Origin of the sequence: Streptomyces sp. NPDC018045, assembly GCF_044327445.1 — a bacterium.
GTDB lineage: Bacteria > Actinomycetota > Actinomycetes > Streptomycetales > Streptomycetaceae > Streptomyces.
Genome location: NZ_JBIRFL010000003.1, coordinates 487,091 through 508,561 on the forward strand (window position 1 = coordinate 487,091; position 21,471 = coordinate 508,561).

The 21,471-nt window shown below is 72.6% G+C and carries 19 protein-coding genes and 3 tRNA genes; 12 read left to right on the plus strand and 10 right to left on the minus strand.

Annotated features, from left to right (window positions below):
* Nucleotides 1–51: 51 nt before the first annotated feature.
* From ACH4EB_RS09790 to ACH4EB_RS09815, 6 genes are read right to left on the minus strand one after another with little or no spacing between them, the layout of a single operon-like run.
* Nucleotides 52–735 (minus strand): hypothetical protein, encoded by a 684-nt coding sequence (locus ACH4EB_RS09790; RefSeq protein ID WP_398346856.1) that lies wholly within the window; start codon nt 733–735, stop codon nt 52–54.
* Nucleotides 732–1,346, minus strand: a complete 615-nt coding sequence (locus ACH4EB_RS09795) for a hypothetical protein (protein ID WP_398346857.1) — start codon at nt 1,344–1,346, stop codon at nt 732–734. The genes ACH4EB_RS09790 and ACH4EB_RS09795 overlap by 4 nt, the downstream gene beginning before the upstream one ends.
* Nucleotides 1,343–2,506, minus strand: coding sequence for a Rad52/Rad22 family DNA repair protein (locus ACH4EB_RS09800; protein ID WP_398346858.1), 1,164 nt, complete (start codon nt 2,504–2,506; stop codon nt 1,343–1,345). The genes ACH4EB_RS09795 and ACH4EB_RS09800 overlap by 4 nt, the downstream gene beginning before the upstream one ends.
* On the minus strand, nt 2,503–2,730 hold the full coding sequence (locus tag ACH4EB_RS09805; protein WP_398346859.1) for a hypothetical protein: 228 nt from the start codon (nt 2,728–2,730) through the stop codon (nt 2,503–2,505). Before ACH4EB_RS09805 ends, ACH4EB_RS09800 begins: the two co-directional genes overlap by 4 nt.
* The gene (locus ACH4EB_RS09810) at nt 2,730–2,951 is read right to left on the minus strand and encodes a hypothetical protein (RefSeq protein WP_398346860.1); all 222 of its coding nucleotides are present in this window, start codon (nt 2,949–2,951) and stop codon (nt 2,730–2,732) included. The genes ACH4EB_RS09805 and ACH4EB_RS09810 overlap by 1 nt, the downstream gene beginning before the upstream one ends.
* On the minus strand, nt 2,948–3,163 hold the full coding sequence (locus tag ACH4EB_RS09815) for a helix-turn-helix domain-containing protein (RefSeq protein WP_398346861.1): 216 nt from the start codon (nt 3,161–3,163) through the stop codon (nt 2,948–2,950). Before ACH4EB_RS09815 ends, ACH4EB_RS09810 begins: the two co-directional genes overlap by 4 nt.
* 298 nt (nt 3,164–3,461) lie before the next feature.
* On the opposite strand from ACH4EB_RS09815, the gene ACH4EB_RS09820 reads away from it, so the two are divergent.
* The 4 genes from ACH4EB_RS09820 (at nt 3,462) to ACH4EB_RS09835 (ending at nt 7,848) form a co-directional block, all read left to right on the plus strand.
* Complete coding sequence (locus ACH4EB_RS09820) at nt 3,462–3,872, plus strand: helix-turn-helix domain-containing protein (protein ID WP_398346862.1); 411 nt, start codon at nt 3,462–3,464, stop codon at nt 3,870–3,872.
* A gap of 19 nt (nt 3,873–3,891) precedes the next feature.
* A complete protein-coding gene (locus ACH4EB_RS09825; RefSeq protein ID WP_398346863.1) occupies nt 3,892–4,269 on the plus strand; it encodes a hypothetical protein in 378 nt (125 codons plus the stop codon).
* A gap of 175 nt (nt 4,270–4,444) precedes the next feature.
* Nucleotides 4,445–6,118, plus strand: a complete 1,674-nt coding sequence (locus tag ACH4EB_RS09830; RefSeq protein WP_398346864.1) for a recombinase family protein — start codon at nt 4,445–4,447, stop codon at nt 6,116–6,118.
* An 80-nt stretch (nt 6,119–6,198) separates the two neighbouring features.
* Nucleotides 6,199–7,848, plus strand: coding sequence for a long-chain fatty acid--CoA ligase (locus tag ACH4EB_RS09835; protein ID WP_398346865.1), 1,650 nt, complete (start codon nt 6,199–6,201; stop codon nt 7,846–7,848).
* A gap of 200 nt (nt 7,849–8,048) precedes the next feature.
* Here the strand turns inward: ACH4EB_RS09835 and ACH4EB_RS09840 are convergent, their stop codons facing one another.
* Nucleotides 8,049–12,374 (minus strand): PAS domain-containing protein, encoded by a 4,326-nt coding sequence (locus ACH4EB_RS09840; RefSeq protein ID WP_398346866.1) that lies wholly within the window; start codon nt 12,372–12,374, stop codon nt 8,049–8,051.
* A 193-nt stretch (nt 12,375–12,567) separates the two neighbouring features.
* Nucleotides 12,568–13,050, minus strand: coding sequence for an SSI family serine proteinase inhibitor (locus tag ACH4EB_RS09845; protein WP_398346867.1), 483 nt, complete (start codon nt 13,048–13,050; stop codon nt 12,568–12,570).
* Between the two features lie 399 nt (nt 13,051–13,449).
* Between ACH4EB_RS09845 and ACH4EB_RS09850 the strand changes: the two genes are divergently transcribed.
* The 4 genes from ACH4EB_RS09850 (at nt 13,450) to ACH4EB_RS09865 (ending at nt 14,920) form a co-directional block, all read left to right on the plus strand.
* A tRNA-Ser gene (locus tag ACH4EB_RS09850) sits at nt 13,450–13,540 on the plus strand.
* Nucleotides 13,541–13,797: 257 nt separating this feature from the next.
* Entirely contained in the window at nt 13,798–14,511 is a 714-nt protein-coding gene (locus ACH4EB_RS09855) for a phosphohydrolase (protein WP_398346868.1), read from the plus strand.
* 132 nt (nt 14,512–14,643) lie between these two features.
* Nucleotides 14,644–14,716: transfer RNA gene (locus ACH4EB_RS09860), tRNA-Arg, on the plus strand.
* 130 nt (nt 14,717–14,846) lie between these two features.
* A tRNA-Met gene (locus tag ACH4EB_RS09865) sits at nt 14,847–14,920 on the plus strand.
* Between the two features lie 49 nt (nt 14,921–14,969).
* Here the strand turns inward: ACH4EB_RS09865 and ACH4EB_RS09870 are convergent.
* The gene (locus ACH4EB_RS09870; RefSeq protein ID WP_398346869.1) at nt 14,970–15,749 is read right to left on the minus strand and encodes an NAD(P)H-dependent oxidoreductase; all 780 of its coding nucleotides are present in this window, start codon (nt 15,747–15,749) and stop codon (nt 14,970–14,972) included.
* A gap of 116 nt (nt 15,750–15,865) precedes the next feature.
* Here ACH4EB_RS09870 and ACH4EB_RS09875 point away from each other — a divergent pair, with 116 nt between their 5' ends.
* Both ACH4EB_RS09875 and ACH4EB_RS09880 read left to right on the plus strand, forming a co-directional pair.
* The gene (locus ACH4EB_RS09875; protein WP_398346870.1) at nt 15,866–16,921 is read left to right on the plus strand and encodes a GlxA family transcriptional regulator; all 1,056 of its coding nucleotides are present in this window, start codon (nt 15,866–15,868) and stop codon (nt 16,919–16,921) included.
* Nucleotides 16,918–17,838 (plus strand): DUF2797 domain-containing protein, encoded by a 921-nt coding sequence (locus ACH4EB_RS09880; RefSeq protein ID WP_398346871.1) that lies wholly within the window; start codon nt 16,918–16,920, stop codon nt 17,836–17,838. The genes ACH4EB_RS09875 and ACH4EB_RS09880 overlap by 4 nt, the downstream gene beginning before the upstream one ends.
* Here the strand turns inward: ACH4EB_RS09880 and ACH4EB_RS09885 are convergent.
* Nucleotides 17,835–18,548 (minus strand): NADPH-dependent FMN reductase, encoded by a 714-nt coding sequence (locus ACH4EB_RS09885; protein WP_398346872.1) that lies wholly within the window; start codon nt 18,546–18,548, stop codon nt 17,835–17,837. The two genes, ACH4EB_RS09880 and ACH4EB_RS09885, sit on opposite strands and share 4 nt — an antisense overlap.
* A 328-nt stretch (nt 18,549–18,876) precedes the next feature.
* Between ACH4EB_RS09885 and ACH4EB_RS09890 the strand changes: the two genes are divergently transcribed.
* Both ACH4EB_RS09890 and ACH4EB_RS09895 read left to right on the plus strand, forming a co-directional pair.
* Complete coding sequence (locus ACH4EB_RS09890) at nt 18,877–19,626, plus strand: response regulator transcription factor (protein ID WP_398346873.1); 750 nt, start codon at nt 18,877–18,879, stop codon at nt 19,624–19,626.
* A gap of 141 nt (nt 19,627–19,767) precedes the next feature.
* Nucleotides 19,768–21,459 carry a sensor histidine kinase gene (locus tag ACH4EB_RS09895; RefSeq protein ID WP_398347066.1) on the plus strand — a complete coding sequence of 564 codons (1,692 nt, stop codon included), beginning with the start codon at nt 19,768–19,770 and terminating at the stop codon, nt 21,457–21,459.
* Nucleotides 21,460–21,471: the final 12 nt, after the last annotated feature.

Genomic DNA, 21,471 nt, shown 5'->3' on the forward strand with positions numbered 1-21,471 from the left:
CCCCGGGGATGCGGCAGAAGCGTTTCTTCGAGCCGATCCAGTGGCCGCACTTCATGCGGCGCCCACCTCCTCGACCAGGGCGAGGGCGTCGACCTGCCCGGGGCCGGCCGCGGGAGGCTCGACCGGGCGCAGTCGGCGCCGCCGCGGTGCGGCCGGGATCGTCTCCGGGTACGGCAACCCGGTCCCGTCGAGGCCGAGCTGCACGGCCGGGGGCGGCAGCAGATCGGGCCACTCGACCCGGGCCAGGGCGGCGCGGTGCCGGTCCGGCACAGTGGCGAGCGGCTCGCCGATCCAGTCGTGCCCCATCGCGGCGAGCACGTACGCGTCGGCCTGGTTGTCGTCGCGCAGCGCGATCCCGTACCGGGCTGCGGTGGCGTCGAGTACGGCCTGCTTGCCCGCACGGCCGTCCCCGGTCGCGTACCGGGCGCGGGCGGTCGGGGCGACCACGGCGACCGGGATTTTCCGGGCGGCGAGGCGGTCGACGACCAGCCACCACAACCCGGCGCGGTCCCAGGTTCCGGCGCCGCGCGATCCGTAACTCGGGCCCTCGACCACGGCGAGATCGCAGGTGCCGACGGTGTCGAGGATGCGGTCGGCGAGGCGGTCGAGGCGGGCGCGGCGCACCGCGTACGGGTCGTGCCGTCGTCCCTTGCTGCCGAGGGTCTGCGCCCACCCGGCACCGGCCACACCGCTACCGGTCAGGGACAGGTCGAGTCCGCGCACGATGCGGCTCACGCTGCACCCCCGGTCTCGTCGGCCGGCGGCGCCGGGGCGAGGGCGGGCAACACGATCGGGGCGAGGACTCCGGCCCGCCATGCCTCGGCGACCAGGGCGCGGCCGTCCTTGGGCCGGGCCTTGCTCTTGCGCAGGAACCGCACGGAATGCGACCGCCTACGGGTGGCCTTGATCTCGACCCCTGGTACGTCGAGGACTTCGCCGGTCTCCTCGTCGACGATGCGCGCGGCACCGGCCGCGGTCATCTGGTCGAGCAGCCGCCCGACGAACGCAGGCTGCACGGTCTTGACCAGCTTGGTCACGGCCTCGGACGGGAACCGCTCTCGTGCCCACGCGGCGAACGCGCGCTCGTCGGTGATCTTGGCGGCCGGTTCGCCACCGGTCAGACCGATGTCGCCGACCTTGGTTCCGTCGGGCAGGACGGCCTCGAACTTGGTGCCGCCGCTGAGCTTCTGCTGTTCGTCGAGCATGGCCTGCACGTCGGTGCGGGCGGTCTCGTAAGCGGCCTCGACCTGGTCAAGTAGGGCTTTGAGGACGGCTTCGCGGGTCGTGGCGGCCTTGATCTGCGCGGGTGTGTACTTCGGGGCCTCGGAGGTCTGGTCGGCGCTCACGCGGCGGCCTCCTCGGTCGCGGCGCGCAGGTCTGCAACCAGGGCGGCGAGCTGCTCGACGGTGCACTCGGCGGCCGGGCGGCCGTGCTCGGCGCGGGCGATGTCGTCGAGGTGCTCGGCGGTCAGGCTGAGGGCGGCCCCCACGGCGAGCAGCTCGGCGAGGGCGGCGGCGTGCTGGTCGCGGGAGGCGTCAGCCTCGGGCGCGGCCTTGACGGTGCGGCCCCGGACCGCAGTCTTCTTCTCCGCGCTTCCGCGGGCCGACTTCTGCGGCTGCGCCGATCCCTGCTGCTGGGCGGCCTGCTCCTTGCGGCGGGCGATGGCGTCGAGCTGGGCGAGGTACTGCTGCGGGGCCCCCTCGGCGACCGCCGCGGCGCGCACCTGATCGAACCGCTCGCGCGACTCGGCGGCGCGCGCCTCGGCGAGGTAGTCGCGGGACGGGCCGGGCGCGGCGGGCGCCTGCTGCGGCGCGGCGGACCGCTTGACGCGGTGCGGACCGTTCGGCTGCTGCTCCCACGGGCCACCTTCGGCCCGCTTCGTACGGCGCACCTGCTGCTCGGCCGGCGGCTCCTGCTCCTCGACCTTCGGGGCGGGCTCGGGCTTCACCGGCTCGTCGTCCGGCACGCCCGGCACGGCATCGTCAGCCCCCTTGGGCACGGGGTGTGCGGCCGACCACAGGCCAACAGGGTTGCGGCTCCCGTCGTTGTAGAGGCTCAGGCCGAACTGATCGCCCAAGTTGTGCGCGCACCGCTTCAGCGCCTGCGAGAGGGCGGTTTTCATGGCCTGGTCGTGGGCGTCGCCGAGCGACGGCTGATTGCGCGAGTCGCCCATGGCGGCGTCGTCATAGGTGGTGAGCACGCGTCCGTCGGTCGTCTTCACCGTGAGGCGCACCTGCGCCCGGTAGATGACTGTCCAGCGGCCCGGCTTGATCTCCACCTGTGCGACGCAGGCGAGTTCGAGCGTCTCGTCGGCCCAGCCACCGAAGCCGAAGACTCGGTTGAGCCACCGGCGGACATCCCACGCTTCGAGGTGGGACTGCCCGCGCAGGTTCTGCACGCGTCCCGGGTTGATGGGGGCAAGCAGGGTCTTGACCTGTTCGGCGGACAGGTCGGACGGGCCCGCCGCGGCCGGGACGGTGCGGCGCTCGAAGGGGAGGACGGTCACAGGGTGGCTCCGTTCGTAGTGCTGGACAGGTCGAGGACGGTGGCGAGGCGCTCGCGGGCGGCGTCGAGTGCGGCGTAGGCCGAGTTGCGGCCGTAGTCGGTGGCGGCCGGGTCGTGCCGCATGTGGGCGGCATGCGCGGACGCGTCGGCGAGGGCGAGCAGCAGGTGCTCGACGGTGGCCGGATCGTCGGCGTACGCCTCGGCGAGGGCGTCGAGGGCGCTCATCAGGCGGCGGCGGAGGTCGGGGCCGCGGCTGGCTGCTGCTGGCGGGCGCTGCGGTGCAGGCGGCGCAGGTGCAGCTCGATCTCGTCGGCGCTGCGGAACGATCCGACGGCGGCCTGCTCGGCGGCCTGCCGGATGGGCAGGGCGTCGCGGCGGGCGCGGGCGTGGTCGAGGATGCGGCGGGCGTCGGCGAACGCCTGCTCACGGGGGATCACGGTGCTCATGCGCTGCGGACCTCCTTGCGGACGAGGTCGGCGGCGGTGAGGCCGTAGGCGCGCTCGATGGCGGCGAGGCCGGCCGGGCTGGGGGCGTGGCGGCCGGTGGCCCACCGGTAGGCGGCGAGGTAGGGGACGCCCATGCGGCGGGCCATGGCGGCGGGGGTGTGATCGCCGCGCTTGGTGGCAGCAGCGCGCAGGGCAGCAGAGGCGTACGGCATGACTGTTCCTTTCGCGAGAGAAACGTTTCTCTCGGGAATGAAACTAGCACAGTCGTTTCACGTGTGAAACGTGATGGGCGTGCGTGTGCCGCACACTTGTGACGCCCCGGGGCTGTCACTACGTGGCGGTATGTTTCAGAACGTGGGTGACAGGCCGTCCCTCACGTGCTTAAACTGAAAAATAACGATCATCCTGTGACCAACAGTGACAAGCGCGGCACATACGGGGGAGGGGCGCAAACCTTGACAAATCGGCACTCAGGCTGTGGGTTTCATTCATGCGCGATATGTTTCACGCATGACATCAGGTGCTGCCCACTCACCACAGACGTTCGCAACATGGCTCCGCGAGCAACTCGACCAGCGCGGTTACACCGAACGCGGGGGACAGAAGAGATTCGCCACCGACTCAGGCATCAGCCCGGCGACCGTCTCACGACTCCTACGAGCTGACGGCATCCCCGACCTGCGGACGCTCACACTCCTTGCCGAAACGCTGCGCGTCCCACTGGGAGAGCTGCTCGTACGCGCAGCCATCGCCAGGCCCGAGGATCTCGCCGCCGCCGCCCGCCCCATCAGTCCCGACCCCATAACGCCACAACAGGCAGCAGCCGAGCTAGGCATCACAGACCCGCAGTCCGTCGCCGCATTCGAAGCCATGGTCGGCGCCCTACGCGGCACGAAGGACGACCGCCGCGCGAACGGATAGCACAGAAAGGCCCGCCCCATTGATCACCCGCGAGCACCTCTACATCGCGGCCACGCACCTTGCGTTCGTCACCAGCCTCGCCCTGATCACCATCAGCGCGGCCACAGGTAACGGACGGCTCGCGGCAGTTGGGGCCTGCCTCGCCCTCGCCCTCCTGCCCGGCGTCATCCTCTCCCGCGTCCGCCGGCACACCCGCCTCAGCCGGGAATCCGACGAGGCGCTGCGCCGAGAGGGGTACCGCCTCTGCCTCGACCACTGCTCCCGCGGACTGATCATCCCGCCCAACGGCGACGGCACCACCAGCGTCACGCCGGACACACCCACGGTGCGACGCCTGCGCGCCGTCCCGGCACCGCGCACCGCACAGGACGACATGGCCCCGCGCCGCACCGCCTGACGAAACCATTCGGCGCCACGAAGGAGGAACGCCACCAGCCGTACGCGCTACCGCGGGGGGTAGCGCGACCGCACCCCATACCGAATGACCAAGGGAGGGACGCACGTTGATGCGTGCACCAGTCCTCGAACCAGAGGACACACCAGAGACCGAGCACAACGGACTCGAAACGTTCATGGCCGACGTCGTCATACCGGATGACCTCTCCGGCCTCGAACCGTACATCGGGTACATACGCGTCTCGACATGGAAAGAGGAGAAAATCTCTCCTCAGATCCAAAAGGCCGCCATCGAAGACTGGGCCCGCCGCACCCGTCGGCGCATCGTTCGATGGATCATCGACCTCGACAAGACCGGGCGAAACTTCAAACGCAAGGTCATGCGAGGGATTGCGGCCGTCGAACGCGGCGACGCCAAGGGAATCGCTGTATGGAAGTACAGCCGTTTCGGCCGCAACCGCGACGGCATTGCCGTCAACCTCAAGCGCGTCGAGTCCGTCGGCGGACAACTCGAATCCGCCACAGAGCAGATCGACGCACGCACCGCCCTCGGAAAGCTGCAACGCGGCATCCTGTTCGAGTTCGCCGCCTACGAAAGCGACCGGGCAGGCGAACAGTGGAAGGAGACACACCAACTCCGCCGCGACGCCAAACTGCCAGCCACCGGACGCGCCCGCTTCGGCTACATCTGGCACCCCCGCCGAGTACTGCTCCCCAACGGAAGCTGGACCACTCAAAAAGAGTGGTACGAGATAGACCCCGAACTCGGCCCGGTCGTCGCTGAGTTGTACCGACGCTATGTGGCAGGCGACGGATTTCCGCAGCTCTGCGCATGGCTCAACAGCCAGGGGTACCGGACCACTCGTAACACCCTCTGGCGGTCGGAAACCCTCAAACGCTACATGGATAGCGGGTTCGCCGCCGGCCTGCTCCGCATCCACGACCCCAAGTGCACCTGCGAGAACCGACTGACGAACGGAGGCTGCCCCAACCACTTCCTGATCGAAGGCGCACACGAGGAACTCATCGCCCTCGACCTTTGGCAGCAGTACCAAGCACGACGCCAACAGATCAAGGACACAGCCCCCCGATCCCGCAAAGCCAAGTACATGCTTTCCGGCCTTGTACGCCACCGCGCCTGCCGAGGCGGCACAGGGATCAACTCGCTACAGACCACACGCCAGAAACAGAAGGTGGTCATTCCTGGACACGCCTACCGGTGCAGCGCACACACTCAGTCAGGCGGCACAGCCTGTGAAGGCGTCTGGATTCAGCGCGACAAGGTTGAAGACGCGTTCCTTCGTTGGCTGCGCACACAGGCAGCCGGCATCGACCAGGCCCCAGCCGCGGAACAAGAACAACGTGACCTCGAAGCAGAACGCACGCGCGTACTGAGGCAGCGGGTGAAGTTGCAGGCTGAGCACGCCAAGTACATCGACGCGCTCAAGCGGCTTGCGGTAGACAACGCACTCAACCCTGAAAAGTACCCAGAAGGGACGTACGAGGATGCCCGGGACACGCTTGTAGCGCAACGGGACGCGATCAAACGCGACCTGGACAAGGTCGCCGTGATCGAGGAACTGCCAAGCGTCGAGGACTTCCGGCCGATCGCCGTAGGGCTGATCGAGGAGTGGGACACGCTCCTCACAGCCGAGCGAAACGCGATCATCCGGCAACTCATCCGGCGGGTGGCACTCGTCCGAAACGGCGAACATGGCGAAGATGGACTGATTGAGGTTCACCCTGTGTGGGAACCGGACCCATGGACGTCACCCGACATGCCGCCTGTCGACGGCGACTCGGACCTGCCAGCAACCGTGACCACGGCCGAATTGGCACTGGCCGGGTAGTGACATACCGCGAGAAACACCAGGACAATCACCAGGAACTTACCCGCGCGTAACAGGCGCACCCTATGGGGAGGCTCCCGGTGCAGAGCACGATGCAAGACGTACCCCTGCTCGTTTCGAGGATCTTGACGCACGGTTCAACGATCCACGGACGATCCCAGGTGATCACCTGGACCGGTGAAGGCGAACCACACCGCCGGAGCTACGCGGAGATCGGCGCCCGTGCCGCTCAGCTTGCACATGCCTTGCGCGACCTCGGAGTGACCGAGGGGAGTGCAACAGGAACGTTGATGTGGAACAACTCCGAGCACATGGAGGCATATCTGGCGATTCCCTCCATGGGTGCCGTGCTCCACACCCTCAATCTGCGGCTGCCCGTCGAGCAGCTCGTGTGGATCGTCAACCACGCCGCCGACCGGGTCGTACTGGTCAACGGCTCCCTGCTGCCGCTGCTGGCGCCACTGCTGCCGCACCTGCCGACGGTCGAGCACGTCGTCGTGTCGGGAGCCGGCGACCGCTCCGTACTCGACGGCGTGCGGCCCCGCGTCCATGAGTACGAGGAGCTGATCGCCGGCCGCCCGCAGCACTTCGACTGGCCGGAGATCGACGAACGGCAGGCCGCCGCGCTCTGCTACACCTCCGGCACGACCGGCGATCCGAAGGGCGTGGCCTACAGCCACCGCTCCCTCTACCTGCACTCCATGCAGGTCAACAACGCCGAGGCGTTCGCGCTGGGCGGCAAGGACATCGCGATGCCGGTGGTGCCGATGTTCCACGTGAACGCCTGGGGCCTGCCGCACGCCTCCTTCATGGCCGGGGCCTCCCTGCTGATGCCGGACCGGTTCCTTCAGCCGGGGCCGATCGCCGAGATGATCGAGACGGTACGGCCGACCGTCGCCGCCGCCGTGCCCACCATCTGGCAGGGCCTGCTCGCCGAGCTGGACGCCACGAAGCGCGACGTCACCTCGCTGCGCAACGCCGTCATCGGCGGCTCCGCGTGTCCCCCGGCGCTGATGCGCGCCTTCGAGGAGCGGCACGGGCTGCGCGTGGTGCACGCCTGGGGCATGACCGAGACCTCCCCGCTCGGCTCGGTCTCGCACCCGCCGGCCGGCGTGAGCGGCGAGGAGGAGTGGGCCTACCGCGCGACGCAGGGCCGCTTCCCCGCCTCCGTGGAGGCCCGGCTGGTCGGCCCCGACGGCGCCCACCTGCCCTGGGACGGCGAGTCGGCGGGCGAGCTGGAGGTGCGCGGCCCGTGGATCGCGGGCGCGTACTACGGCGGCGCGGACGGCGCCGACCTGCGCCCCGAGGACAAGTTCAGCCCCGACGGCTGGCTGCGCACCGGTGACGTCGGCACGATCACGCCGGACGGCTATCTGACCCTGACCGACCGTGCCAAGGACGTCATCAAGTCCGGCGGCGAGTGGATCTCCTCGGTCGAGCTGGAGAACCACCTGATGGCCCACCCGGCGGTCGCCGAGGCCGCGGTGGTGGCCGTACCGGACGACAAGTGGGGCGAACGCCCGCTGGCCGCCGTGGTGCTGCGGGACGGCGCGAGCGCCGGATTCGAGGAGCTGCGGACCTTCCTCGGCGAGCGGGTGGCGCGCTGGCAGCTCCCGGAGCGGTGGACGGCGGTGGCGGCCGTACCGAAGACCAGCGTCGGCAAGTTCGACAAGAAGGTGCTGCGCAGGCAGTACGCGGACGGGGAGCTGACGGTCACCCGGGTGAGGTGAGACGACGGCGTACCCGTACGGGCCGGGCGGGCGGCTCCGGTGACCTCCGGGGCCGTCGACCGGGGCCGGCGGCCGAAGCCACCGGAGCGGGCCGGCGTCGTCTCCGGAGCCGTCCACCGTCGTCCCCGGAGCCGGTCACCGCCGTCCCCGGAGACGCCCGCCGGGGACGCCCACCGGAGCCGTCGGCCGGGCCCGGTGCCTCAGTTCGTACCGATCTTGGCGAGCAGGTCGACGATCCGGGCCTGCACCTCCGCGCTCGTCGAGCGCTCCGCCAGGAAGAGCACGGTCTCGCCCGCCGCGAGCCGCGGCAACTGGGCCGGATCGAGGTCCGCCGACGTGTAGACGACCAGCGGGGTGCGGTTGAGCCGGCCGTTCGAGCGCAGCCAGTCGACGATTCCGGCCCGGCGGCGGCGTACCTGCATCAGGTCCATCACCACCAGGTTCGGGCGTGTCTGGGCCGCGAGCGCCACCGCGTCCGCGTCCGTGGCCGCCCGTGCCACCTGCATGCCGCGCCGTTCCAGCGAGGCGATCAGCGCTCCGGCGACGGCGTCGTTCTCCTCGGTCAGCAGGACCCGCGGCGGGTGCTGCTCGCTGTCGCGCGGGGCGAGCGCCTTGAGGAGTACGGCCGGGTCGGCCCCGTACGCGGCCTCCCGCGTCGCCTGGCCGAGTCCGGCCGTCACCAGGACCGGCACCTCGGCCGCCACCGCCGCGGTACGCAGCGACTGCAGCGCGGTACGGGTGATCGGCCCGGTCAGCGGGTCGACGAAGAGCGCCGCCGGATACGCGGCGATCTGCGCGTCCACCTCTTCGCGGGAGTTGACGATGACCGGGCGGTAGCCGCGGTCGCTCAGCGCCTGCTGGGTGGAGACGTCCGGGGCGGGCCAGACCAGCAGCCGGCGCGGATTGTCCAGCGGCTCCGGCGGCAACTCGTCGTCCATCGGCTGCGGTTGCGGCTCGGTCACCTCGACGGCGCCGTTGGGGCCGTCCAGCGGCTCCGGGCCCTCGCTGCCCTCGTCGGGCGCGGAGACGGCGAAGGCGCGCCCCTCCGAGGCGTTCAGCAGGTGCTGCTGCGACTGCTGGGGCTGGGCCTGTCCCGGTGCGTGGGCACCGGGCTGCGGGTGCGGCCGGGCCTCGGCGGGGGCGGCGTCGGACGCGGCCGTACGCTCGCCCTCCTGCGGCGGCTGCGCCAGCTTGCGGCGGCGGCCCGAGCCCGCGGCGGGCGCGGCGCCTCCGGGCGCGCCCGGACGCTGCTGCTCGGTGAGCTGCTGCGAGAACGGCACACCCTGCCCGAGCGTACGCACACTGAAGGCGCGCCCGTGGGAGTGGCCCGCGGCGGGGTCACCCGCCGCGTCGTCGCCCTCCGCGGTCTCCGGAGAGGCGGGAGCGGGCATGGGCTGCCGGGGGGCCGTCGGGTCGGGTACGGGCGCCTCGGCCGCGCCGGGGCCCTCGGTGGGGCCACCGGCGGCGGGTCCGGTGCCGGTGCCGTTCCCGGGCGCACCGGAGGGGCCGGGCCGACCGGCCCGGTCCTGCGGATGGCCCGGTGCGTTCGACATCCCCGGCCGAGCCGGATCCTGGTTCTGGTTCTGGTTCTGCGGCCCCTGGCCGCCCTGCTCGGCCTCCACCGGGCTGGGGCGCCCACGCCGCCGCCCGGTCGGCGCGGGGGGAACGTCCCCGGCAGCCGGAGTGGTTCCGGGACCGGCCACCGGAGCGGCACCGGGAGCCGGCGCCCCGCCCTCGGTGGGGTGCGCCACCAGCCCCTCAGGACCGGCGACGAACGTCCCCGTCGACTCCGAGTCGGCCATCGCGGCAGCGGCCCGCTCCTCGGCGGCGGCCCGGCGCGCACGGCGCCGCCCGGTCGGCTCGGGGCCCCAACCGCCCTCGGGCGCACCCGGGTCGGGCGCCGCCCCGGCCGGACCACCGGCCGCGTCGGGCGTACCGGTGTGGGCGCGGCGGCGGCCCGTGCCGGTGCCCGCGTCCGTACCCGTACCGCCCTGCGGGCCGTCGGGCCGCCCGGACGCCTGCCCGGGCAGGACCGGCAGCGCGGGCAGGGGGGACTGCGGAAGCTGGTCGGCCGCGGCGGGCGGCAGCGCGAAGGCCGAGTGCGCGTTACGGACGGGGGCCTGCGACTGGTTCGGGATGGGGCGTTCGGCCGTGTCGGCCAGCGCTCTGCGTGCCCGGCGTCCGGACGGCGGCACCTGCCCCTGGGCGTGCGCCGCTTGTGCCTGGTGGGCCTGGTGGGCTTGGGGGTCCTGGACGTGGGCGGCCTGGGCATGGACCGCCTGCCCGTGCCCCTGGCCCTGCTGCTGCCCCTGAGCCTGCCCCTGCGGGCCGTTCGCGGCCGCCGGGAGCGCGGCGCGCCCGGCGCCCTCGGGGGCGTCCTGCTGGGCCCGGCGCCGGCCACCCGGCGGTACGACCTCGGCCCCGGCCATGCCCTGCGGCATCCCGGCCGCACCGGGTCCACCGGGCGTACCGGGCATTTCCGGAGCCACGCCCGGGCGGCCGCCGCCCGTGCCCGTACCGCCGACGCCGGTACCGGGGCCGCCCGGAGCCTGCCGCCCGGCGGCGTCCGCTTCGCTGCGGGCCCGGGGCACCTGGCGGTTGCCGTTCCCGGCCGCCGCGGCACCGCCGCCCGGCTGCTGCTCCGGTACGTCACCGTGCCGTGCCCGGCGCCGCCCGGTCGGCGCGCCCTCGGTCCCACCGTCCGTACGGGCCGGATCGCCACTCGCAGCACCAGACGCACCGGGACGCCCAGCACCACCAGCACCCCCGGCACCACCAGGACCGCTCACCGGCCGCAGCCCATCAGCGGCCCCACGCCCAACGGCAGCCCCACCGGAACCGGCCGCTCCCTCAGGACCGGCCGCCCCGCCTTCACCACCCTGAGCCTGCGCACCCGGCACGCCCTTGGCCTTCGCGCCCGGGCCCTGAGCCCGCGCCTGCGTCCCCCGGGCCCGCTCGGCGGGCACCGGCATCACCGTCGTCTCGTTGCCCGTCGCCTCGCCCGCCCGGTCCGCGCTGCCGGACACCGGCGTGCCACCGGCCGACACCGGCACTTCGAGTACGTACGCGCTGCCGCCCGCGCCCGGCACCTCGTGCGTCTGCAGCACGCCGCCGTGCTGCCGCACGATGCCACGCACGATGGGCGCGTGGACCGGGTTGCCACCGCCGTACGGGCCGCGCACCTCGATCCGTACGACCTCGCCGCGCTGCGCCGCGGCCACCACGATCGTCGAGTCACCGGAGGCGGCGGCCTCGGCCCCGCCACCGGAGGACTTGCCGGTGGCGTCGACCCCGGCCACGTCCGCGATCAGGTGGGACAGGGCCTGCGCGAGCCGCTCCGCGTCGACCTCGGCCTCGATCGGCGGCGCGTGCACCGCGAACTGCGCGCGGCCCGGGCCGATCAGCTCGATGGCGCCCTCGACGCCGGCCGCCACGACCCCGTCGAGCGAGACCTTGGACCGTGCGAGCCGTTCGCCGCCCGCGTCCAGCCGCTGGTAGCTCAGCACGTTGTCGACCAACGTCGTCATCCGCGCGTACCCGGCGGCGAGGTGGTGCAGGATCTGGTTCGCCTCCGGCCAGAGCTGGCCGGCCGGGTCGGACGCCAGTGTGCCCAGCTCCGCCTTCAGCTCCTCCAGCGGGCCGCGCAGCGACTGGTCCAGTACGGCCAGGAGCTGCGTGTGGCGCGCCGCGAGCGCGTCATAGGGCCGCCGGTCGGTGAACGTCATCACCGCGCCCACGAGCTGGTCGCCGTCGCGTACCGGCGCGGTCGTCAGGTCCACCGGGACCGACCGCCCGTCCTTGGCCCACAGCGCCTGCCCCCGCACCCGGTGCTTGCGCCCGGAGCGCAGCGAGTCGGCGAGCGGCGTCTCCTCCCAGGGCAGCGGCGTGCCGTCGGCCCGCGAGTGGTGGATGAGCGGATGCAGTTCCTTGCCGCCCAGCTCGCTGGCCCGGTAGCCGAGGATCTGCGCGGCGGACGGGTTGACGAGGACGACCTTGCCCGCGGAGTCGACGCCGACGACGCCCTCGGCCGCGGCGCGCAGGATCATCTCGGTCTGCCGCTGCTGGCGGGCCAGCTCGGTCTCGGTGTCGAGCGTCCCGGTCAGGTCCCGTACGACGAGCATCAGCAACTCGTCGCCGGTGTAACCGTTGCGGTGGTCGGCGTACGCGGCCTCGAAGGCGGACTCGTACGGCGTACGGCCGTCCTCCAGGTTCGCGCTGGTCACCTCGACCAGCAGCTCTCTGCCGTCGGTGCGGCGGGCGACCATCCGCGTCGGCTTCGTGCGCGGGCCCTGCTCCTGCTCGTCGTGGCGCCGCATCGAACCGGGGATGCGCTTGGAGTCGAAGGACGGCAGCAGGTCCAGCAGCCCGCGGCCGACAAGAGCGGTGCCCGGGGCCTCGAAGGTCTCCAGGGCGATGGCGTTCGCGTTGACGACCGTGCCGTTGCAGTTCACCAGCAGCAACGCGTCCGGCAGGGCGTCGAGTATGGCTGCGAGGCGAGCAGCGCCTCGGGATGGCCTGCTGCTCACGACGACGCTTCCTCCCTGCAGTTACCGCACCTTGCCGCGCCCGCAGCCACGTCCGCCGCGGGTCACTGGAAGGGAGTCTACGGGCACCTGATGTGGACGCGGAGACGGATGACGAGGAGGTAATGCCACGGGATTGTGCGACTCGTCGCACGCCCGACATGTGCCCCGCATCCTGAACTGGCCCGCTTGCACATCACGAAGCGAGCGAGGGCAGCACCGGCACGAACCGGTCCCAGCGGCTGATCTCACACCCGTCGGTGCGCTTGAACTGGGCGTTGACCGGGCGCCCCGCCCAGGTGCCGGTGACCCGCGCGGTGGCCGGACCTCCGTACTGCATCGTGCACCGGCTGTTCTTCGGCACGCCCGCGAACGGGTCCTTGCCCCACCGCGTCAGCCGGTCCAGCTTGTCGCAGGCGCCGCGCGCGTCGGTGTGGGTGCCGCGCGCCGGGTGGCAGTACAGCTCGTACGTGCCGTCCGCGGCCGCCTTGCCGGTGTCGCTGACGGTGACCGTGAGGTGGTCGGAGGAGCGCGACAGGAGCGGGAGGGGCGCCGTGACGGACGGGGACCCGACGGAGACGTCGGCGGGCGCGGAAGCGGCGACCGGGGCGGTCAGGGCGAGCGCGGCGGTGGCGGCGGCGGTGGCCGTGGCGAAGCGGAACAGCCGGCGGAACGGCATCGGGACTCCAGGAGGCATGGGGACAGGTCCGGGGGCGGCACGGAAGCGTTTCCGCCGGGACCCGTCCCGTCCCCGCAGCGTCTAACGCGCCGCCGGGCCCGACGTTGCGCGCGGCCTCTCGCCCGCCGGGATGTTTGAGCCGCGTTCGATTCGCGGGGTGCGGGGCGCGCCGGGGATGGGGGCGGCGCGGCGGGACGGGCCGGGGTCGGGCCCTTCGTACGACCGGTGCGGCCCCGAGAGCCGTCCCGGGCCTCCCGCGAACCCTTCCGAATCACCCCGCAAAGACCTTTGCCGGGGAGCCGGGCCGCCGAGTACCGTAGGGGTCGATTGGTGACAGCCCGCCGAGCTGTGCCATCATCTGGTCACGCCACATCGCGCTTGCGCGCGGTCGGGGCGTGTGGAGGCGTCGCCTAGTCCGGTCTATGGCGCCGCACTGCTAATGCGGTTTGGGTTTTAAAGCCCATCGAGGGTTCAAATCCCTCCGCCTCCGCTCCGTTTCGTTCAGGCCCCGGTCACCACGACCGGGGCCTGAACGCTTTTCCCCGCCGGTTTTCCCCGCTCACCCGGCCGCGCACGGAATTCGCCGTACGGGCCGCAGATCCGGCCCAGCCGCGCCACGACCTGCCCACCCGGCCCAACCCGGCCCGGCCCCCATACCCCTCGCCGCCCCGCCGCCGACCGGCCCCCCGACACACCTGTCCGGAACACTCCGAGCGCCCGCCCGGCATTCCGGTCCACCCTGCTGCCATGCCCCCCGACAGCAACCAGCCCCCACCCCCGGACCCGACCGCGATCCGCCGCGCCACCCACACCGCGCACACCACCCACACCCACATCGCCGGCATCCCCCTCCCCGACAGTGCCCTGGCCAAGGAGGCCACCGAGCTGATCCGGGACACCACCGACGAGCTGATCTACCACCACTCCCGCCGGGTCCACCTCTTCGGCGCCCGGCACGGCCGCGAGCGGGGCCTGGCCTTCGACGCGGAACTCCTCTACGTCGGCGCCCTCTTCCACGCCCTCGGTCTGACCGACCGGTTCCGCGCCTCCCGGCAGCGCTACGAGCTGGACGGCGCCGACGCGGCCCACCGCTTCCTGACCGCCCGCGGCGTGGCGCCGGACCGCGCCCGTCTCGCCTGGGAAGCCGTCGCCCTGCACACCACGCCGGAGGTCCCCCACCGCATGGCCCCGGAGATCGCCCTCCTCGCGGCCGGCTTCGACCTGGACGTCCTCGGCATCGGCTACGCCACCCTCCCGTCGGAGGCCCGCGACGAGATCCTCGTGGCCCACCCCCGTCCCGACTTCAAGCGCCGCATCCTCCGCGCCCTCCACCAGGGCATCGCCCACCGCCCGGAGACCACCCTCGGCACCACAGGGTCCGACGTCCTGTCCCGCTTCGATCCGGACCACATCCGTCCGGACTTCGTACGGACCGTCGAGGACTCCGCCTGGCCCGAGTAGCCCCCCACCCCCACCCGCAGGGTGTTTCCGCAGGTCAGAGGGGGTGGGGCAATCGGATTTCGCCTCACGGCGTGGTTCATGTAATGTTGTTCCCGCAACGCCGACCGGCAAGAAAAACCGCCGGAAAGCCAAGCGCTCGTAGCTTAACGGATAGAGCATCTGACTACGGATCAGAAGGTTGCAGGTTCGAATCCTGCCGAGCGCACAGCAGGTCAAAGCCCCCGCCGGGTCACCCGGACGGGGGCTTTGTCGTGGTTGGCGGTGGGGTGGGTGAGGGGCTGGGCGGGTGATGATTTCCCTTTGGGGTGGGTGTCGCGTAGAGTCAGGGCAACCGACGCGGGGTGGAGCAGCTCGGTAGCTCGCTGGGCTCATAACCCAGAGGTCGCAGGTTCAAATCCTGTCCCCGCTACTGCGAAGACCGGTCCGGCACGGAAACGTGCCGGACCGGTCTTTTTTGTCTACGGAGTCTCCGTGTAGTGCAGGGCCGGGCCGGTGGTGTGCGGTGCGAGGTCCGGGCGCAGGGTGAGGGTTTCCGGGTCGTAGTCGGCGGAGTTCTGGCGGCGGAAGGGCAGGGGCGGGGTCGAGGGCAGGTCCAGGAGGCGGTCGCGGAGCCGGTCGACGGTGTCCTCGAACGTGGTGGGGGTCATCCGGTCCGCCGAGGGGACGAAGAACGGCGGGACGACGCTCATGCCCGTGTACCAGAAGGTGCCGTGGTGGAGGGGGAAGAGCAGGTCGTTGAGGTCGCCGTTGACGCCTCGGGGGCCGATGGACGAGGGGCGGGCGCCGGCGGTGACGACGGTCATGGCGCGCTTGCCGGTCAGCGGGCCGTCGCCGTAGCGGAGCGGCTGCCCGGTGGCGGGGTCGTTGATGCCGTACGCGAAGCCCTTGACGAAGACGCGGTCGAACCAGCCCTTGAGGATGGCGGGCATCCCGTACCACCAGAGGGGGAACTGGACGACGAGGGTGTCCGCCCAGGTGACCTTCTCCTGCTCGGCGCGGATGTCGGGGCTCAAGGTGCCGTTGCCGTGGGCCCGTTCGGCGGCGGCGCTGATCTGGAGGCGCGCCCCGGGGGTGTGGTCGAAGTCGTCGGCGTCGACGACCGGGTTCCACTTCATGGCGTAGAGGTCGGAGAGCTGGACCTCGTGGCCGTGGGCGCGCAGGGTGCGCAGGCCCTCGTCCTTGAGGGAGCCGTTCAGGGAGCGCTCCTCGGGGTGGGCGGCGAGCCACAGGACCTTCATGGGAGACCTTTCGGGGTCGGAGTGGGGTTGTCAGTGGGGAGGGAGGGGAGTGGGGTTACTGAACGGATCCGTGCTTCGATCCTGGGGGCGGTGGTCCCCGCCGGACGAGTGGCCGGATGGCCAAGGTGTGCAAGGATCGGGCCATGGGTGTCTTCGCGGAGGACGGGCGGCATCGGGTCGCCGTACTGGTGCGGCACGGGCTGCTTCCGATGGAGCTGGGGATCGTCCACCGCCTCTTCGGGTACGCCGAGGCGGCCGACGGGCGGCGGTTGTACGAGGTGGTGACGTGTGCGCCGGAGCCGGGGGAGCTGGGTACGGACGCGGACTTCACGGTCCGTGTGCGCCACGGACCCGAGGCGCTGGCGGAGGCGGACACCGTCGTGGTGCCGGCCTCGGAGCAGGACTGCGGGACGGACGACGGCCGCCTGGGCGAGGAGATGGCGCGGGCGGTGGCGCGCATCCGTCCTGGTGCGCGGATCGCCTCGATCTGTACGGGATCGTTCGTGCTGGCGGCGGCCGGGCTGCTGGAGGGGCGGCGGGCGACGACGCACTGGGGGTCGGCGGAGCAGTTCCGGCAGCTCTTTCCGACGGTGGCGCTGGACGCGGACGTCCTGTACACGGACGACGACGGGGTGCTGACGGCCGCCGGGGTCGCCTCGGGGATCGATCTGTGCCTGCACATGATCAGGTGTGATCACGGGGCGGCGGTGGCCAACGAGGTGGCGCGGCGTACCGTCGTGCCGCCGCACCGGGAAGGCGGGCAGGCCCAGTTCATCCGGCGGCCGGTGCCCGAACCGCGGTACTCCTCGACGGCCGCGGCCCGCGCCTGGGCGCTGGAGCACCTGGACCGGCCCGTGACCCTGCGGGAACTGGCCACGTGCGAGGCGATGAGCGTCCGGACCTTCACCCGGCGGTTCCGCGACGAGGTGGGGGTGTCGCCGTTGCAGTGGCTGACACAGCAGCGCGTCGAGCGGGCGCGGCAGTTGCTGGAGGAGACGGAACTGACGGTGGACCGGGTGGCGGCGGACGCCGGGTTCGGCACGGCGGCCTCGCTGCGGCAGCACTTCCAGGCCGCGGTCGGTGTGTCGCCCAGCGCGTACCGCGGCACCTTCCGGGGCGACGCGGCCGGTCCGGCGCGGTCCGGCTCGGTCGCGGCGGGTGCCGGGACGTGAGCGGGGCGGGCGCCTGGTGGTGTACGGGGCCGAGCTGGGCCGGGAACGAGCCGGGGCTCGGCTGGTACTGCCCCGGACGCGGCGCGTGGCGGCGCAGCGCCCTTCCCGCGGGAAAGCCGCTGGCGTTCGCGGTGACGGGCGAGCGGCGGTGCCTCGGGGTGCGGCGGGGAGCGCGGTGGACGGCCTGCCCGTACGCGGCGGTGATCGACGGCGGGAGCGCGCGGGACCAGTGTGCGGACTGTGCGCGGCTCGACCGTTCGCGGTCGGTGGCGGCGGACACGGTGGCCGACGATCCGCGTACGTACGGCGTCTACCTGGCGTACTTCGGGCCCGGCCTGCTGAAGGTGGGGATCACGGCGGCCGAGCGCGGCGCGGCGCGCCTGGTGGAGCAGGGGGCGGTCACGTACGCGTGGCTGGGATACGGGCCGCTGATGGCCGCGCGGCGTGCGGAAGCGTTGTTGGGGAGCGCCCTGGACGTACGGGACCGGTTCGGCAAGGCGGCGAAGCGGGCGGCGCGTGCCGCGCTGCCGCCGGTGCCGGAGCGGGTGGCGGCGCTGGCCGGACTGCACGGCGCGGCACGTGGGTTGGCGGGCTGGCCGGAGGCGCTGGAGCCGGCCGCGTTCGCGTGGACGGATCATACGGAGGTGTTCGGGGCGGCGCGGATTCCGGTGGGGGCCGGGGAGGTCTCTGGGCTGGCTGCGGGGGAAGAGGTCGTGGGGGCTGTTGTGGCGTGGGTGGGGGCCGATCTGTATGTGCGGGGTGCGGTGGCATCCGGGGAGCGGGAGGCGGAGGTGTTCGTGGTGGACACGCGGTTGCTGGCGGGGTGGGTGTTGCGGCGTGCGGTGGGCGGGGTGACCACGGCGGTGGTGCGGGCTCCGAAGGGTGGGGCGGGTGAGGAGCAGGGGAGCTTGTTCTAGGGCGTGTGCGCGGGCTGGGGGCTGTGGGGGGTGGGGGTGGCTGGGTTGCCTGGGGTGGTTGGGGTGGTTGGAGTGGTGGCCGTGACTGTGGCGTCTGTGGTGATTGTCGTGTCTGCGGCGTCTGTGGTGGCGTCGGTGGTGGCTTCGGCGGTGACCGTGACCGCGGCGGCTGTGGTGACTGCCGTGGCTGCGGTGGTCAGTGCCCTCATGGCCGTGCGCAGGGTCTGGAGGGTGGCGGGGTCGGTGACGGTTCCGGTGGCCGGGTCGGTCTTCGGACCGATGGCCGCGAGGTCGCGGCAGGCATCCGGGATCACGTCGGCGGACATCATGCGCAGGATTTCGCATAGCTGCCCGTGTGCGTGGGCGGCGCCGGCCGGTGAGGGCGAGGCGGTCAGTACCGCGGCCGGCTTGCCCAGGAACTCGGCGCTGCTGACCAGCCAGTCGAGGGCGTTCTTGAGGACGCCGGGGACGCCGTGGGCGTACTCCGGGCTGACGGCCAGGAGGGCGTCCGCGTCCACCGCGGCCCGGCGCAGGGCGGCCACCGGGGCGGGCGGCGTGGCACCTTCGGTGTCCAGGTCCGGGTCGAAGTGGGGAAGCGCGCTGATGTCGGCGGCGGCTGACGTGGCGTCGGTGAGCGCGAGGGCGGAGCGCAGGACGGCGCCGTTGGAGGAGCGGGCGCGCAGGCTGCCGTTGAGGGTGAGGATCTTCATGCCGTGACGGTACGGATTGACGTCGGGGTGAAGGGAAGCCCGGGACGGGCGGGGTGGCGACCGACGGGCGGGGCGGCGACCGAGGGGGTGGGTGCGGTCGGCGGTCGGTTTCGGCGGGGCCGTGCTGGGGCGCTTTTCCCGGCGAAGGCGCAGGTCAGAGCGATTGTCAGTGGTGGGTGCGATGCTGTTTCCGTGGTGACCGGCTGGACCGCGCGGGGGGCGGCCCAGCCCGGTCCCACCGCATCAGTGCTGTGGTGACGGGTGTTTCTCAGGAGATTCACAGGTACGCGCAAGACGGCTCTCAGAGGGGGTGGTCAGCCTCGACAGCATGACCGTGACAGCGTCCACATCCACCGCCAAGAAGCATGCCGGACTGCTGCGTCCCGACGGGAGCCCGGTACGGGTGCTGGTCGTCGACGACGAGGCGTCGCTCGCCGAACTGCTCTCCCTGGCGCTGCGTTACGAGGGCTGGGACATCCGCGCCGAAGGCGACGGCACGGCCGCGCTGCGGGCGGCACGTGAGTGGCGGCCGGACGCGGTGCTGCTCGACGTGATGCTGCCGGACATGGACGGCCTGACCGTACTGGGTCGGCTGCGCCACGAACTGCCCGAGGTACCGGTGCTGTTCCTGACCGCGAAGGACGCGGTCGAGGACCGGATCGCCGGGCTGACGGCGGGCGGCGACGACTATGTGACCAAGCCCTTCAGCCTGGAGGAGGTGGTGGCACGGCTGCGCGGTCTGCTGCGCCGGGCGGGCGCGGCGGCGGGCCGCGGCGAGTCGCTGCTCTCGGTGGGTGACCTGCTGCTCGACGAGGAGAGCCACGAGGTGTGGCGGGGCGGCCAGGAGATCCACCTGACGGCCACCGAGTTCGAGCTGCTGCGTTACCTGATGCGCAACCCGCGCCGGGTGCTGAGCAAGACGCAGATCCTGGACCGGGTGTGGAGCTACGACTTCGGCGGCCAGGCCAACGTCGTGGAGCTGTACATCTCGTATCTGCGCCGGAAGATCGACGCGGGCCGCGCCCCGATGATCCATACGCGCCGCGGGGCCGGCTACCTGATCAAGCCCGGCGGGTAGCGGGTGTCCGGGGCCGCCGCAGCTTCTCCCGCCGCGCGGGCGGGGCCGGGGGCCGGGGCCGTCGCTTCTCCTGCTGCGCACCGGCACCGGCGTCCCCGGCGGATCCGGCTCCGGCCGCGGCGGTGGACCCTGCGGACGCGGCTGGTGGTGTCGGCGGTTCTGCTGATCGCGGTGGTCTGTGCGGTGATCGGTACGGTCACCACCATCGCGCTGCACTCCTACCTCCAGCACCAACTCGACGGAAAACTCCGGGAGTCGGCCCAGCATTCCGTCGGACGGCAGGGTGACTTCACCGGGCACCGTGACCTCGGGTTCATCGCGGGCCCCGGCCGGCCCATCGGCACCGTCGGGGCGCGGCTCTCCCCCGAGGGCGACGTCACCGCCGCCGCCCGCAGTATCGACGCGCGCAATCCGCTGCCCGCGCAGAACCTGGTCAGCCTGACCGACGAGCAGGTACGGGCGCTGGCCGTCGTCCCGCGGGACGGGCGTCCGCACACCGTCACCCTCCCCGGCCTGGGCGACTACCGCGTCGAGTCGGCGCCGGACGACTCCGCGCTGGTCGGCCTGCCGTCCGGCGAGGTGCAGGACGTCGTCGGGCGGCTGATCGTCGTCGAGGTCTGTGTGACCGCGGCGGGTCTGGTGGCCGCCGGTCTCGCGGGCGCCGCCACGGTCCGTATCGCGCTGTGGCCGTTGCGCCGGGTCGCCGCCACCGCCACCCGCGTCTCCGAACTCCCGCTGCACCGCGGTGAGGTCGCGCTGCACGAGCGGGTCCCGGCCGCCGAAGCGGACCCGCGTACGGAGGTCGGGCAGGTGGGCGCGGCACTCAACCGGATGCTCGGTCACGTGGGGTCGGCGCTGGCCGCCCGGCAGGAGAGCGAGACGCGGGTCCGCCGGTTCGTCGCGGACGCGAGCCACGAGCTGCGGACGCCGCTGGCCTCGATACGGGGCTACGCCGAGCTGACCCGGCGGGGCCGCGAGGAGCCGGGCCCGGCCACCCGGCACGCCCTGGGCCGCATCGAGTCCGAGGCGGTGCGCATGACCGGGCTGGTGGAGGATCTGCTGCTGCTCGCCAGACTGGATTCCGGGCGCCCGCTGTCGTACGAGTGCGCCGATCTCGCGCCGCTCGTCGTGGACGCCGTCAGCGACGCCCGCGCCGCCGGCCCCCGTCACCAGTGGCGCCTGGAGCTGCCGGCCGACCCCGTGCCCGTACGGGCCGATCCCGACCGACTGCTCCAGGTCCTGGTCAACTTGCTGGCCAACGCCCGTACGCACACGCCGGAGGGCACCACGGTCGTCGCCCGCCTGCGGCGCGAGATGCCGCTGCCCGGGGCGGGGCACTTCGTCCGGCTGGAGGTACGGGACGACGGCCCCGGCGTGCCGCCCGAACTGCTGCCGCACGTCTTCGAGCGCTTCGCCCGCGGCGACGCGTCGCGTACCCGTACGGGGGACGCGGGTGCTCGGGACGCTTCCCGTGCGAGGGACGCGGCCCCCCTGACCGGTTGCCATACGGGATGCCCGGCCCCCCGGACCGGCGACGACAACGCCCCCCGGACCGGCCGCGACGGCGACGGTGCCGCCGCCTCCACCACCGCCTCCGGTACGGGCTCCCGTGCCGGAGGCAGTACGGGGCTCGGGCTGGCGATCGTGGAGGCCGTGGTCGCGGCGCACGGCGGCACGGTCGGCGTGGAGAGCGTGCCCGGACAGACCGTCTTCCGTGTCCGGCTGCCCGTCGACGGACCGGCGCGCGACGCCACACGCGCCCTCCAGCATTCCCACACGCCCCTTGAATACGCCCATTCACAGCCTGGGCACAGCGGCACCACACAAGGGTGACAGCGCACTTGG